Annotated in this window: 10 protein-coding genes and 1 pseudogene; 3 read left to right on the top strand and 8 right to left on the bottom strand. The window is 43.8% G+C overall.

Going from position 1 to position 15,804, the window contains the following annotated elements; translation table 11 throughout:
* Nucleotides 1–136: 136 nt before the first annotated feature.
* A pseudogene (locus tag ABV001_RS13165) lies at nt 137–1,255 on the bottom strand (amino acid permease); the annotation flags it as partial.
* Nucleotides 1,256–1,533: 278 nt separating this feature from the next.
* Here ABV001_RS13165 and guaA point away from each other — a divergent pair.
* Nucleotides 1,534–3,054 (top strand): glutamine-hydrolyzing GMP synthase, encoded by a 1,521-nt coding sequence (guaA, locus tag ABV001_RS13160; protein ID WP_352423229.1) that lies wholly within the window; start codon nt 1,534–1,536, stop codon nt 3,052–3,054.
* 4 nt (nt 3,055–3,058) lie between these two features.
* Here the strand turns inward: guaA and ABV001_RS13155 are convergent, their stop codons facing one another.
* Nucleotides 3,059–5,113: an HD family phosphohydrolase gene (locus tag ABV001_RS13155; protein ID WP_352423228.1), complete on the bottom strand. Its 2,055-nt coding sequence runs from the start codon at nt 5,111–5,113 to the stop codon at nt 3,059–3,061.
* 142 nt (nt 5,114–5,255) lie between these two features.
* Nucleotides 5,256–6,776: a glutamate--tRNA ligase gene (gene gltX / locus ABV001_RS13150; RefSeq protein WP_352423231.1), complete on the bottom strand. Its 1,521-nt coding sequence runs from the start codon at nt 6,774–6,776 to the stop codon at nt 5,256–5,258.
* Nucleotides 6,777–6,953: 177 nt separating this feature from the next.
* Between gltX and ABV001_RS13145 the strand changes: the two genes are divergently transcribed.
* Together ABV001_RS13145 and ABV001_RS13140 are read left to right on the top strand one after the other, a co-directional pair.
* Complete coding sequence (locus ABV001_RS13145) at nt 6,954–7,136, top strand: type II toxin-antitoxin system HicA family toxin (RefSeq protein ID WP_352423227.1); 183 nt, start codon at nt 6,954–6,956, stop codon at nt 7,134–7,136.
* 28 nt (nt 7,137–7,164) lie between these two features.
* A complete protein-coding gene (locus ABV001_RS13140) occupies nt 7,165–7,566 on the top strand; it encodes a type II toxin-antitoxin system HicB family antitoxin (RefSeq protein WP_352423226.1) in 402 nt (133 codons plus the stop codon).
* Here ABV001_RS13140 and ABV001_RS13135 read toward each other — a convergent pair.
* Genes ABV001_RS13135 through ABV001_RS13115 form a run of 5 tightly spaced genes read right to left on the bottom strand, consistent with a single transcriptional unit; the run spans nt 7,563 to nt 15,409 of the window.
* Nucleotides 7,563–7,688 (bottom strand): hypothetical protein, encoded by a 126-nt coding sequence (locus tag ABV001_RS13135; protein WP_352423225.1) that lies wholly within the window; start codon nt 7,686–7,688, stop codon nt 7,563–7,565. The two genes, ABV001_RS13140 and ABV001_RS13135, sit on opposite strands and share 4 nt — an antisense overlap.
* 47 nt (nt 7,689–7,735) lie before the next feature.
* On the bottom strand, nt 7,736–8,890 hold the full coding sequence (locus tag ABV001_RS13130; protein WP_352423224.1) for a DUF4998 domain-containing protein: 1,155 nt from the start codon (nt 8,888–8,890) through the stop codon (nt 7,736–7,738).
* A 36-nt stretch (nt 8,891–8,926) separates the two neighbouring features.
* Nucleotides 8,927–10,264, bottom strand: coding sequence for a DUF4959 domain-containing protein (locus tag ABV001_RS13125; RefSeq protein WP_352423223.1), 1,338 nt, complete (start codon nt 10,262–10,264; stop codon nt 8,927–8,929).
* Nucleotides 10,265–10,285: 21 nt separating this feature from the next.
* The gene (locus ABV001_RS13120; RefSeq protein WP_352423222.1) at nt 10,286–12,238 is read right to left on the bottom strand and encodes a RagB/SusD family nutrient uptake outer membrane protein; all 1,953 of its coding nucleotides are present in this window, start codon (nt 12,236–12,238) and stop codon (nt 10,286–10,288) included.
* An 18-nt stretch (nt 12,239–12,256) separates the two neighbouring features.
* Complete coding sequence (locus ABV001_RS13115) at nt 12,257–15,409, bottom strand: SusC/RagA family TonB-linked outer membrane protein (RefSeq protein ID WP_352423221.1); 3,153 nt, start codon at nt 15,407–15,409, stop codon at nt 12,257–12,259.
* Nucleotides 15,410–15,804: the final 395 nt, after the last annotated feature.

The following is a 15,804-nucleotide window of genomic DNA, read 5'->3' as shown; positions in this document are numbered from 1 at the left end:
AATTTATCCTTATGCATTGTTGTTCTTTCTAAGAACTACAAAGATGAGAATTGAAATCCGTTTAATCCAAAAATGACTACAACTAACTAAATTTCAAATATTTCAAAGAACTCTACGAGATTTTAATAGGACAGTAATGATGTGGTGTCTTGTATCTTGGGTGTGTCTTGGATAGATTTTCCCATAACAGGCCGTCCTTTGCCATTGTGTAGAATATGCGCGATTGTCCGAGCAATAAAACCAATACGACCGAGCTTAATCCGGCAATCGCGCCGACTTTGATAACGGGCCGAAGCCAGAACAATCCTTGTCCCGCATTATCAATCGCTACGGCAATAGGCGCAGCCACATTCAACTCCTTGTAGTTGACAATGCCGGTGAGTACTAATCCCACTGCGATGTATAAAATTGTGCATATCAACAGTGTTCCGAGTATTCCTTTTGGCATATCCCGCTTTGGGTTGATGGCTTCCTGAGAGGTGGTGGAGACAGCATCGAACCCCACGTAAGCGAAGAAGACCACGGCGGCACCGGCCAGTATGCCGGACCAGCCAAACTCTCCCCAGGTACCCGTGTTTTCAGGGATGAAAGGTTGCCAGTTCTCCGTGTTGATATAGGATATTCCGAACCCGATGAACAGTAAAATGACAATCACCTTTATCAATACAATGATGTTGTTGAATTTGGCCGATTCTTTGATGCCGATGACCAAGAGTGTTGTTGTGATGGCAATGATAAACACCGCAGGGAAATTGATGATGGCGCCGGTCGTATACCATCCGTCCGGGCCGTATTTGAACGGACTGTCACAGAGTGTGGATGGTAAATGAATTCCGAAATCGGCCAAAAAACTGACTACATATCCCGACCAGCCCACTGCTACAGCCGAGGCGCCAAAAAGATACTCCAGGATCAGGTCCCATCCAATGACCCATGCCACGAATTCACCCATAGTGGCATAACCGTAAGTGTATGCGCTTCCTGAAACAGGAATCATGGAGGCGAATTCGGCATAACAAAGCCCCGCCAAGAGGCATCCAAATGCTGAAAGGATAAACGCGATGGATATGGCAGGTCCTGCATGTATGGCCGCCGCTGTGCCGGTCAATACGAAAATGCCGGCGCCTATTACCGCTCCCACGCCTAACATGACCAAATTCGTGGCTGTTAAATGCCGTTTCAGTTGATTATTAGAGCCCTCTGCCTCGTGTTGAAGCTGGATGATATTTTTTTTTACAAAGAGACCTGTATGCATAAGTGATCCGGTTTGATGAGAGACGTTAAAACGATCTTGTGTGATAATGATTATCATGCTCGTTTCAAATATTTCTATAATTCGCAAAAATAATATTTTTTTGATGTTTTATTGCTGTGGATAGTGTAAAATTGAAAATAATATATGGGTTTATGATAACATTTATTCAATTCATTCGGATTTTATCGTTTTTCCATGCTCTTTGCTTATCTTTGTGGCTTAAAACTTCTATTTTTGAACTGACGCCATCTGTCGGCGTTCCAACCCGGTTATACGATATGCACGAAAAAATTATCATCCTCGATTTCGGTTCACAAACTACGCAACTGATCGGTCGCCGCGTGAGAGAATTGAACACTTACTGCGAAATAGTACCCTACAATAAATTCCCTTTTGGCGATGAATCGGTAAAGGGAGTAATCCTCTCCGGAAGTCCTTTCTCGGTGAATGATGCTGAAGCTTTCAAAACCGATTTAAGCGAGATTCGCAGTCGGTACCCGGTACTGGGAATCTGCTATGGAGCGCAGTTGATGGCGCAACTGGCAGGGGGAGTGGTGGAGAAAAGTGATAGCCGTGAATACGGGCGCGCCCGTTTGAGTGTGGCTGATAAAAATGACCCTCTACTGGGATTTATTACGCAGGAGAGCCAGGTATGGATGTCGCATGGTGATACGATCGTTCGTATACCGGACAATTTCAGGGTGGTTGCTTCTACAAACGATGTGGCTTTGGCTGCTTATAAAGTCGACAATGAAAAAACCTGGGGGGTGCAGTTTCATCCCGAGGTGTTCCATACCGACCGTGGTACTGAAATATTGAACAATTTTCTTACTGTTTGTGGTATAAAGAAAGATTGGACACCGGCTTCTTTCATAGAGACTACCGTGCAGGAATTGAAAGAACAATTGGGTGATGACAAGGTGATCCTCGCCCTTTCGGGTGGAGTGGATTCGTCGGTTACAGCCGTATTGCTCAATAAAGCCATTGGCAAGAACCTTACCTGTATTTTTGTAGACCACGGGCTTTTGCGTAAGAATGAATTCGAGACCGTCCTTGAAAACTACGAACATCTGGGGCTGAATGTAATTGGGGTGGACGCAAAAGAATATTTCTACAAAGAATTGGCCGGCGTAACCGATCCTGAGCGTAAACGCAAGATCATCGGAAAAGGATTTATCGATGTGTTCGACAGGGAGGCTCATAAGCTGGAAAATATCAAATGGTTGGCACAGGGTACTATTTATCCTGATATCATAGAATCACTTTCTATTACCGGTGTTACCATTAAAAGTCATCATAACGTGGGAGGATTACCTGAAAAGATGAACCTCAAATTATGTGAGCCGTTGAAACTCCTGTTCAAGGATGAGGTGCGGAAAATTGGAATAGAACTGGGCATGCAGCCTCACCTTATTCATCGTCATCCGTTTCCCGGACCGGGATTGGGTATCCGTATCCTGGGGGATATTACTCCTGAAAAAGTGCGGATAGCACAGGATGCCGATGATATATTTATTACAAATCTCCGTTCGGCCGGATTGTATGATAAGGTTTGGCAGGCAGGTGTTATTTTATTGCCGGTGCGGTCGGTTGGTGTGATGGGTGATGAGCGTACCTATGAGAATACGGTCGCATTGCGTGCCGTGACATCCACAGATGCCATGACAGCCGATTGGGCACATCTGCCTTATGAATTTCTGGCAAAAGTGTCGAACGAAATCATTAACAAGGTGAAAGGGGTGAACCGGGTTGTGTACGATATCTCATCGAAACCCCCTGCCACGATTGAGTGGGAATAGTCTTTTAACGTTTCAGTTCCGGGTAGGCAATACGTGAATGATACATTGTGACTAATTTTTCCACAAAGACATCTTTCACGGTTTGTATATCCTTGAAAGTGATAGGAGCCGATTTAAAATAACCTTCAGCCACTTGAGCGTCTATAATTTTGTCGACCAGGTTATGAAGCGATTCTTCCGTATATTCGGGAAGGCTGCGCGACGAAGCTTCCACCGAATCGGCCATCATCATAATGGCCGTTTCTTTTGAGAACGGATTGGGTCCGGGATAACGAAAATCGGCTTCATTCGCCTCTTTGCCGGGATTGGCATTCTTCCAGGAGATATAAAAATATTTGGGCATACTTGTCCCATGGTGGGTCTCGATAAAGTCGATGATCTGCTGTGGGACATTGTACTTTTGCGCAATCTTCACTCCATCCTTCACATGATTGATAATAATACGGGCACTCTCTTCAAAAGGTAGTCCTGCATGCGGATTCATACCCGGCGCCTGATTTTCTGTAAAGAAAGCTGGATTCGCCATTTTCCCGATGTCGTGGTATAACGCTCCTGTCCTTATCAATGACGCATTTGCCCCTAATTTTGCCGCAGCAGCCATGGCCAGGTTAGATACCTGTAATGAATGCTGAAAAGTGCCCGGCGCTTTTTCTGAAAGCTCTTTCAACAGCGGTTTATTAATGTTGGAAAGTTCCACCAATGACACACCGGAAATAAAACCGAATGATTTTTCTACCATGTAAACCAGGGAGTAAGAGAACATGATAAAGATAAAATTAATAAGGAAGTAGACGAATACTACCCCATTGATCTCTTTCACATTGCCTTCCTGGTATAATTCCAGTCCGATATACACTACAATATAAGTGAGCAGGATGAAAAAAGAGCTTTTGATTAACTGGGAACGTTCCGATAATTCCTTCAACATAAATATGGATACCATGGCTACCGCTATCTGGATAACGATGAATTCGAAGGGAAACGGTACCATAAGCGAACTTATGATAATAGTGGTAAGGCTGGCAAACAATGCCGTGCGTGAGTCTATAAAAGTGCGGATAAGAATGGTGACGATAGCGTAAGGGATGATATAAATGCTAAAAAGTTCAAGTCTGACCGTAATGGATGTGAGCAGGACAAAAAAAGCTACCAATAATACCATGAAAACCACATGTTTCCGGTTCCGGTATTCTGCCGGTCGAAAATAGAGGAGGTAAGTATAGAATGAACTCAACATGAACAGTATGAGCATAAACTGTCCCACCAACATCCAGTTATTCTTGGTTGTACCTCCGCTTCGCTCTTCTGTTACGCGTTTCAAGGAAGAGAGTATGTTATATGTCTGAGAATCGACAATCTCACCCTGGTCAATGATACGTTGCCCTCTTTGCACCATACCGCGGCTTATGTCGACCTGTTGGATAAATTCATTCTGGGCCTTTTCCGAGGTGGCAGCATCATATAATACATTTTCGTGGATATATTCATTGATATTGGCGGCTTTGAGGATATTGGCGTCAATACGCGAGGGAACATCATTCAGTACTTTTTCATAGGCAGAGCGGATAGTTAAGAATGTTTCTACCTTTCTGGACTCAGCCACATTCCCTTTTTTTATTCGTAATGTTTGGGTGCTCGATTTATAGATCCGGTCATAATCTTCCGAACGCATAATGCCGTTATCATAGATCTCTTTTAATTTATTGCGGATATAGAGTTTGTATTCGGGTGCAAGTTCTATCAGTTTAGGTTTTAAGTTGGCATCCGCGTCAAACTCGGCGAGTTCATTCTGTAGACTCTCTTCATCCACCACAAAATAAGGCTCATAAAATTCCAGGATACTATCCTGCTCGGCTTTCAGTTGTGCTACAGGTTTATACACGGGGAAATCGAACGGTGCAGTGAGTAGCCCGTATTGCCATGGCCGACCTTCGTTGAAATTATACTTGAAACTTCCCTGACGGGGGAAAAAGTAAGTGATAAAAAGTGCGGCAATAATAAAGACCAACGGGACGAATATTTTTGTCTTGATTCTTATTCTCTTTTTTTTCGTTTGCATAGTCTTTTATGTATGGTATTTTTATTTTAGAGAACATCTGACCTCAATGGATTGTTTTTATTCTTAGAGAATATAATCATTTGTTCTCTGTGACAAAGTTACAGTAAACCACAAAATCTATGTCCAGACGTTTTATAACGTTTTATTTGCCGATGGAATCAATGGCAGTTCCCAGCCGCCGCAGCGTTTCTTCTTTACCGATTACTTCGGTAATGTCGAACATGTGCGGCCCTTTTCCGGCACCGACGATGGCCAACCGGAATGCGTTCATAACATTTCCGGTATGGTATTGGTTCTGTTGGATCCAATCCATTACAGTTTTTTCCTGGTTTGCCGCAGAAAAGTCGTCCATCCCCTCAAGCAACCCGGTTAATTGTTGCATCTGTCCGGGAGTCTCTTCTTTCCAGCGTTTATTGACCGTTTTTTCATCATAAGTTGTGGGAGCAATGAAGAAAAAGTATGACTGATCCCATAGTTCACTGATAAAATGGATGCGCTCTTTTACCAAACCGACCGCCTTCTCTACTTTTGCTGTGGAGGCTGAGATCCCTTTTTCCTGTAAAACCGGCATAAATTGTTTCGCAAGATCAGTGTCGGACATTTCGAGGATATATTGGTGGTTATACCATTTGGCTTTTTCCACATCGAACTTGGCGCCGCTCTTACTGCATCTGTCGAAAGAAAATGCCTGCACCAGTTCACTTAGTGAGAATATTTCCTGCGCTGTTCCCGGATTCCATCCTAAGAAAGCAAGGAAATTGATGACAGCTTCCGGCAGATAACCGCTTTCCCGATAACCGGATGAGACCTCGCCGGTTTTGGGGTCGTTCCATTGTAATGGAAACACCGGAAATCCGAGGCGGTCGCCATCACGTTTGCTCAGCTTGCCGTTCCCTTCCGGTTTGAGCAGGAGCGGCAGATGGGCAAATTGCGGCATATCTTCTTCCCATCCCAGGCTCCGGTATAGCCATACATGCAGCGGTGCCGAAGGGAGCCACTCTTCACCACGGATCACATGGGTGATCTCCATCAGGTGGTCGTCCACCACATTGGCCAGATGGTAGGTGGGCAACTCATCGGCCGATTTATAGATCACCTTGTCGTCGAGCACTGAAGAATTGATAACCACCTTTCCCCGGATCATGTCATCGACAACGATCTCTTGTTCGGGGTCTATTTTGATCCGGACAACATATTGTGTGCCGGATTTTATTAAAGAGTCTGTTTCTTCTGCCGGCAAGGTAAGAGAGTTGCGCATCTTATCTCTGGTGGAAGCGTCGTACTGGAAATTAGCAGTTTCCGCCCTTTGGATTTCCAGCTCTTCCGGCGTGTCGAACGCAATGTAAGCTGCTCCCTTGTCGAGCAAAGCATTGACATATTGTTTGTATATTTCCCTTCGCTGCGATTGTTTATAAGGCCCATAGTCCCCTCCCTTCAGGGGGCTTTCGTCGAATGGTAGTCCCAGCCAGTCAAATGCCTCCTGGATATATTCCTCTGCGCCCGGTACAAATCTTGAGGAATCGGTGTCTTCGATCCGGAGGATAAAATCACCGCCCTGTTGTTTGGCAAAGAGATAATTGTAGAGTGCCGTACGTACTCCTCCTATATGCAGCGGTCCCGTAGGACTGGGGGCAAAGCGTACCCTTATCTTGTGATGCGTCATAATCCTGTTATTCATTTGGCTACAAAAGTATGAAAAAATAGTTGGATTCATTCCCTTGACCATGGAGAATTATCAATCTTTGCATACGCAATGATAAAGGTATTAGAAAAAATACTGTTTTCCTTTGATTTGAGTAATTATATCTATACCTTTGTCTGGCGATAAAGTGAATTTGCTTTGAAATCGAGTGAATTAGTTAGAAAAGCAATTAAAGCTGGTTGGACACTCCTTTATCAGGATGGATCAAGCCATCGGTACTATGGGAAGGATGGAAAAATAGTCTGTATTCCTTTTCATGGGGCGAAGGAGGTGCCGACTGGGACATCAAATAAAATATTGAAAGAACTGGGATTGAAATAAATCTGATAAAACAGTTAAATGTAGAACAATGAAGACAATTAAAGTGATATTAGAAGCGGGAAAGGATGGATATGGAGTGTCATTTAATGAAATTCCCAATATTTTCGGATTCGGAGAAAGTATAGAAGAGGCAAAGGATGACGCTGAACAAGCATTGGTTGGTTTTATACGGATTTTGGAAAAACAAGGAAGACCCGTTCCTGAGGTATTAGATGGAGAATATGAATTGGCATTTGAGTTTGATACTGTAGCCCTATTGAAACATATAGAAGGGATTGTTACTAAGACCGCTTTAGCGAAGGCCTCAGGTATAAATGCTTCTCAATTAAGCCACTATAGTAGCGGTTTGAAGAAACCACGTAAAGAGCAAAGGGATAGAATAATCAGCGGATTGCATAAATTGGGAGAAGAGTTACTGTCTGTTTCTTAAACTTTACCTATATAGGTATTCATACATGTCCATCCCGGTTTACGGTCGAATTCCTTGCCGTTGTACCTGTACCGCTGATTGGAAGCTTGTGCCCCTTCTCCGAACAAATCTCCCCTCCTCAAAAAAAGCTTTCTCTAACTTTTTTTGAGGAGGGGATTATCCTACGTTCTTATTGATTGCTGTCGTAGAACAATGTCCATTCTGCTAATTGGAATAAACCGTCTCCATTATTTGCTGTAACCCTTAACCTGTAGTGAGAGTAGGGCGTTACATTGGATAACGGGAAAATTTTCTTTTGAAAACGCGATGTAAATTTGATGTCAGATTGTTGGTCGAGTGTAGTCCAGTTACTACCATCGTTTGATCCTTCCAACACCCAGTTTTTCGGATCCCGTGCATCTGCATCGTTCGCTGACGTGAGCTCATAAGTGTTAGCGATGAATTCCCTATCCATCTTCCACATTATCCATGTTTGTTGGGCCCTACATAAATATTTAGTACCCGGGTTGCCGTCAACCAACATTTGAATGCCTTCTCCACCACTGGTGTTGTATTGGTCGGATACGCTTCCGGGAATGGTCATTAGATTGATTTTTACCGGTTCCACTGTAATTGTCTGGGTATTGGAAAGCCATACTTCATCCACTGAAACCAAGGTGCCTTGTACAGGCCATACCGAGACGTTGATGTCAATTTTGTAGTCGCCAATCGGTAGAAATGGCAAAGGGATCAAATCTGTCACCGGGATATCCACTTGCGATCTTCCGGCCAACTGGGGTAAGTAGACCTTGTCTGTCTTGGAAAAATTATCGGGTCCGCTCACTGTATACTCAATATTTCCGGAGAAGTTCATCAATACGTTTGAGGTCCCCATTACCGATATAAACTGATCGGGTCCGATTGTCTGTATTACAACCATGGGTGGAGTCAACGCTTCGACAAATGCCTTGGAAATTGGAAAAGCGGTAATATAGGTGGGTACCGACAGGTTGTTATGGGCGTCCATTGTATAGACAATGAACTCGTAACCGGTTCCTGCTGTCAAACCTTCAATGCTGATCGAATCCACCAAGGTGTCATACGATAAAACAGTGCTGTCAGCGCCATACACAACTTTTATCGTCTTTGATTTCTGATCCTTAGGATTATTCCATGCCAGGATTACTCTCTCTAGTCCGGGATAGACACGTAAACTGTCTATCTTTCCGGAATAGTTATACTCTTTGAGGTATTGCTTGAAATTGTCATCCATGCTGTCGCACCCGTAGTTACCCACGAAAGCAATAAGCAGGAGGGCTAATATGATTGATTTTATCGACTTCATATATTTATTCATTTAAAATTAATGTAACCGTTGGTTTTATTCCCATCCCTCAACAACACCTGTCAATGTTTCAGGATCTTCGATAATGGATCCGTCCGCTTCGGTTCCGAAAACAGTGATTTCGGAAGTACATCCCGAGTTTCCTCCATTAAACGCCTTGATAGCTTTGTATCGCAGGTAACGAAAAGGTTTGGTAAAACGAGGATTTTCGGGATAAAAAAGATATTCATGTCCGTCTCGGGCTTCATTTCTTGCTTCTATCACGTTAGAGGGTTGGACAATGCGATACCTGCCCACATATTCCCAGCCGTCGAAGATACCATCGGTAGGATCTTTGTCGTCACTGATCCATATTTCCCATATTTCCACATTCTCCCCGCCGTATAACATGCTCCAGGCATCACGCTGCCATATTTTGAAACGGCTTCCTTGTATTTCCCGTCCCATATCAATGAAATAGGAAAAAGGATAGCTCACTTGCCCGGTATTGAAATAATTGAGGTTGAGTTTGGGCTCGTAATCATATTCATTATCCCAGAATTTTTCAATTCGGCCTTCTACGTGAGACATAGGGGCATTCATCATACTGTCCCTACGGTAGGTGCCTGTATATTCTTCGTATGGTTTTTGTTCGAATGGGTTAGGATCACTCTCATAGTCCCATCTGTTACCATACAATAGTTGGTCACGTATGAAAGACCACTGCTTTTTGGATATCGCTCCGTCGATGAGTGGCGTGATTTCCCCGAAATTCTTTACTCCTGTTTGGTTCTCATAAGTATCCCTGATAAACACATTCACAGAATGAGGTTCTCCTTTCAGGTTGTCAATCATAAAACGGTCTTTGGCAAGGTTCGAAGCATAAATTTTAGTCGCTTCGGTATTGCCCACTTTTACATTGACGAAAATGGTGACATTCTTTCTCTGTTCGTTTTCCCAGTCAATCACCAGAGAGGAGAATCCGGGCATCACCTCAACAGTCTCTAAGACTGCCAGAGTGGTAGGTTCAAGAGGTGTAACCTTTATCGTGACCGGGACAGATTGATTGTTATTCCTGTCAACCGAGTAGATTTGCACATCATACTCCTTTTTCTGGCCGAACCCGTCGATGAACAAGGTGTCAGAATATACGCTGCTTGTTTTGGATATTTTTGCGCCGGTGTCGATGATATATTCTGCCCGGGTATAGAGGAAATCTTCGTCGGACGGGATAGTGTAAGTGAAATATCCACCACCGTATTCTGGTGTGAAAGTCACGTTGGAGACCTGCCCCGGGGGAGTCATGTCTCCCGATTCAGAGTCATTGCAGCTGTGCATGATAAAGACTGCTGCAAAAAATAAAATAAAGGTGTGAAAATAATATATTCGTTCCATAATTATAGATGTTTTAGTGTATTACCATCCTGGGTTTTGCTTCAAATTCGGATTTCTGTTGAGATCTGAAATAGGTATGGGCATCAGGTAGTCGCGTGGCGTTTGCCATCTGCGCGGTTGCAAAGTAGTCAGTACATAGAATTGTTCGGGATCAACCCCTGTGGTATTCCATCCTCTGACTGGCGACAAGAAGTACCTGTCAGCCTGTTTCCATCGCAAAATGTCAAAATAACGATGCCCCTCGAAGGAGAGTTCGATTAAACGTTCCCGTTGGATAATGTCACGCAATCCCTCTTTTGTGAGATGTTTGTCTACCGTCCTTACGATATTTCCGTCGCTCCATACCTCTTCTACCGGTTTTAACCCGCTGGTGGCGCGTACCCTGTTTAAATAGTCATAAGCGGGCGCTCCCGGTCCGTGGTACTCGTTATATGCTTCGGCATACATCAGGTAAAGGTCGGACAGCCTGATAATGGGATAGGGGAATTTCACCACACGAGCCCAGTGTCCGGTACCAGACTCGGGATGAACCATCTTCTTTACTCCGATCCCTGTCCAGTAGAAGTCGGTGGTATGCTGAGAACCCCTGCCTCCTGGAAATTCGTTGTATCTCATTTTTACATCGTTGGCAAGATCATGGGTACGCCAGATGCATCTGTCTACTACCATCCATGCATAAAATCTAGGTTCACGGTTCAGATGCAACTTGATGGTGCGCTGGCCTGCCTGCATATAGCCCTTGTGGTAGTTGTCATCAGGGATTTCCGTAATCTGCAACCTGTTGTCGTACTCAAAAGTTTTATCCTCATCGATCGGTACCCCGTTTTTTGTGTGGTAAAGTTCGGTCATGCGATAATCGGCTCCTAACCACTGCCATGCATATCCGGCTTGTGTGGGGTCAGCTACCGAGCGCATATTGGTGGCGTGGGCAAAACCTCCCTGTCCTTCATAATCCAATCCCGAATAACCCCATAACAACTCATCATTCCAACCATCTACAATGGCAAACCGTTTGTTATAGGCATACTGGATAATCTCTGATTTTTCAAAATTGTCCACATCCCAAAATTTGGGTTGCCCCTCGAATGTATATAATTTCTTACCTCGGTTTTCCGCAAAATCGATCGCTTCTTTGATACCGTCCAAGGCCTGTTTCCATTTTTCAGGATCATATTGCATCGGGAAGTAGGTTTGGCCTTCTTTGTTGGTGAAATTGCTGAAATATTCGGAGTTGCCATTAAAGAGAGGACTTGCCCTGGTAATCAATATCTGGGCCTTGATGGCGCGGGCATTGATCTGATCGATCTGTCCGTAATAAGCGTTCTCCCTCTCGACGAAGAGATCGGATCCCGTGCCACCAACCAATGCCTCATCGATCAGATTCAAAACATAATTGAAGCAGGAGTCCACTGTTTGCCTTTCCTGGCGCACCTCATCTACAGAGGAGAATGGCTCCAGATTCTTGTCGGCAATCACAATGGGCCCATATAAGCGGAGCAGGTAATAGTGGTAATAGGCTTTCAATATCTTTACCTGTGCTACCCAGTCGTTACGTTCAGCGGAAGTCAGGTCTGGCACATTGTCTATATTTTCAAAAAATACGTTGCACACCCGGATACCACGGTATAAGCCTGTGGCACCTCCTCCATTTCCCCAGTAATTTAAAATGGGATCGTTAGAGTTATTCCAGCCACGCATTAACTGCATTCCTCTCTGTAAGCTTCTGCTTTCACCATGGTCGGCATCCAGACGGCCAAGCCATTCATCACCCGCAAGCGACATGGATTCGTGGAGTTTTTCAAAGTTGGGCATATAGCTATAACAGGTGGAGAGCGCGCTGAGCGCCTTATCCCGGTTTTCGAACAGACTACCCACTTCTATCGTGTTATCGGGTATAATATCCAGATAATCACATTTTGTTAGAATGGTGGATAAGCTTATAATCAAACTTATGGCTATTATTTTTGATTTCATACTGATTCTTTTTAATAATTAAAATGTTACATTTATCCCGAAGTTATATACACGTTGTAAAGGGTACGACAACCCATTTCCTGCCATTTCCGGATCCCAAAGCTTGAAATCGGAGATGGAGAACAGGTTTTGCCCGGTGAAATATACACGTACCATGCTGAAAGGTATCGATCCAAACCATTTATTGGGCATTGTATAACCCACTTCCACGGTTTTTAAACGGAGGAAACTTCCGTCACGAAGCCACCATGTGGAATTTTGGATACTATTGTTCTGGTTGAGTGTGGCGGACAACCTTGGCCAGAATGCATGCGATACGGGATTGTTCGGATTCCAGTGGTCATCGGCAATGATTTTGAGGGCTCCTCTATGGCCTGTGAAAGGCGCTATGCCGAATCGATCAGGATCGTATCTTCTTGCATTCGGGTCAATAAAGAAGGAAACCCTGTCTTGTCCTTGGAAAAAACAGGAGATGTCGAAATTTTTATAGCCTCCGGATAATCCAAATCCGTAAGTGATTTCGGGTACGGTAGGAAAACCTAAGTGCACCTGGTCATCAGAATTGATCCTGCCATCACCATTGATATCCTTGTATTTTATGTCCCCGGGTTGAGGTACGCTTCCCAATTCCTGTACAGGAGAGTTGTCCACGTCGGCTTGGTCGATAAACAGCCGTTCGGCAATATATCCTTTCCATGTATTGATGGGCCATCCGATATCACTCAGATAGGGCCAGCGATATTCAGGCTCCTCATTCTGTACATATTCATTCTGGGCGAAAGTGAAATTGAACCGTCCCTGCATCCAGAGATCCTTGTTAAATGAATGGTTTACATCAATAGAACCGTCCCATCCGCTACTCTTCACCTTACCCACGTTTCCATGTACGGCACTAGTTAATCCCATGGTGGCGGGTAAGTTGGCTCGTTCTTGATAAATTTGCTTGCGGTTTTCGGTGAAATACTCAACAATCAGTTTTACCGACCGGTTCTTAAAGAGGTCTACCTCAATACCGATGTTTTGTTTTTGTGCAATTTCCCACGTGATCATCGGATTGGCATACCGTCTGATGTTAAATCCCCCATAATTGGTATTGAAATCTTTCCCCCAGCGATATCCCGATCCTGAAGTGATATCGGAAAGGAAGAAGAATCGGTCTTCGGCACCGGCAATCTGATCATTACCTACCCGTCCCCAGGAGTATTTTAATTTAAAGTTGGGTAGCGTGTTTTGAAGAGGTTCCCAAAAGTTTTCGTTTGAGGCGATATATCCCAATCCAAATGCAGGGAATAGTCCCCAACGGTGAGATTTGTCAAACTTTTCAGAACCGGTATACGTCAAACTGAACTCGGCGAGGTATCTCGAGTCGAAGCCATAATTGACACGGGCGCGTAATCCTTGGTTCCGTTGCGGTAATGTTCGCTGGATGGTCATCTCATCTGCCTTGTAAATTCCGGTGTTTTTCGCTTCTTCCTGCGTGTAAATCAATAAGCCGCTTACATCATGTAAATCGTTTAACTTGTTGATGTAAGTAAGGCCTCCTTCCATATAAAACTTGAACTCACCATCACGGGTAATAGAAGGATTACCCAAAGCATCTGTACCCCTATGCACCTCTTGAAGTACATATGTGTCGTTGAATTCATCATAGCTTTTTATGTTGTAAAGGTATGGGTCGTAACCTCTGGCATTCTCATACCGGTTGTCATTCTTGATGGATACCTTGGCTCTTGCCATTAATCCTTTCAAAACAACATCCAAGTTCTGGTCTATTGAAAACTGCGAGGTGATACGACCCATGGATCCATCTTTATAACCACGCACCATGCGGGCATAGGGGTTAACCATTGTGCCGGTTGCGTCCGATCCAAACAGTGTTTGTTTTACATACATCGTTTTTTCATCAGGAAGGTAATATTTTGGAAATTCTACCGGATTGGATGCCACCACACTGGCAAAAATATCGTTCGTGTTATCGAGCGGCCCGGTGAAGTTCTCGAAAATGGAGTTCATGTTGATATCCAATTTGGTAGTAGGGGTAAGATCGATGCCGATGTTGGCAAGAATATTAAACCGGTTGATGTCGATATTATTCTTGAAATTATTTAATTGATTGTCTCGTAAAATGCCTGTGTCCTTGTCGTAAGATACCGATAAATAATATTTTACTACAGATCCTCCGCCGCTTACGTTCATGTTGTAGTGCTGGTTAAATGTGGAAGATTTAAACATTATATCGTACCAGTCCAAATTCGGATAGGCGTATTCATTGAGATTATCAATGGTGTTTTGTATTTTCTGTGCGCTATAATAAGGTTCCAGCAACGGATTATCGTTAAACTGTGCTTCATTGTATAATTTCATGTAGGTAGGCCCGTCCACTGTTTCTAATATTTTTGTGGGTGCTGACAGACGTCCATCTGCGCGGAATGAGATCTTAGGCTTTCCAGCTATCCCTCTTTTGGTAGTAACCATGATTACCCCGTTGGCGCCTTTCGAACCATATAAAGCAGCCGCGGTGGCATCTTTGAGTACGGCGAATTGTTCGATATTATCGGGGTCGATCCGTGCCAAATCGGTGGCGCTCACCTCGAAACCATCCAAAAGTATTAATGGGCTACTGGCATACCCGAACGTAGTAACTCCCCGCACGAAAAATTGTGCATTGTCATTACCCGGTTCTCCGCTCCGCTGATAGGAAATTACTCCGGCCAATCGTCCTGCTAAAGCAGTCGTAAGGTTGCTGGATGGAATCCTGAGTTCTTTAGGGTTAATAGTCTCTATGGAGGAAACCACACTCTCTTTCTTTTGTGTGGCAAAAGCGGTAATAGTTACTTCGTCCAGTAACTCGGCATCTTCCTGCATAGTGATATTCAGTTTGGTAAGATTGCCTACTGCTGTAGTGACCGTCCTCATCCCGACATAGGTAAATCTCAGTGATTCTTCCGATGAAGCATTTATGGTGAATTGTCCATCGACATCGGTTATTACACCTCCTTCCCGGTTAACCACTTGTACGGTTACACCGGGTAGTGGTTCTCCACTTGTGTCCGATACAGTACCTGTAATTACTCTCCTTTGCTGTTGTGCTTCGTAATTTTCCGCTTCACCTTTGGAGAAATTTGCCATAGCATTTTGTGCAAAGAATGAAAGAACTACAACGAACGTCATACTGCACATTCTTCTTGTGAGCGTGCCTGACGAAAAAATCTTTTTTAGATTTTGTTTGAGTTTGATTTTTCTGTTCATGCAATGAATGTTTATTAAATGAAATGTTATTTATGGATAAATGACTGTCTAATCCTTCTGAAGAAGATCCTTCGTCGACGAATTGTAATTAGAAAATTTGTTCTTTTGCATTGTGTGATAGATTGAAGATGGAGAATCAGCCTTTAGACATAAAAACTCATGATAGTAACATAAGCTTTTGGTATATGAAGGAACTTTCAATAACAATGAAGTAATTGTTATTGAATAAATAAGAAAATGGAATGGTGTATTCTGTAAATATTGAAACAGGGCAGGCGCTTCCGTTGCGTTAAATGATGTTAACGGGGGGGGGGGGG

Origin of the sequence: Proteiniphilum sp., from assembly GCF_040307845.1 — a bacterium.
Taxonomy (GTDB): Bacteria; Bacteroidota; Bacteroidia; order Bacteroidales; family Dysgonomonadaceae; genus Proteiniphilum.
This window is presented reverse-complemented; position numbering and strand designations above follow the sequence as displayed.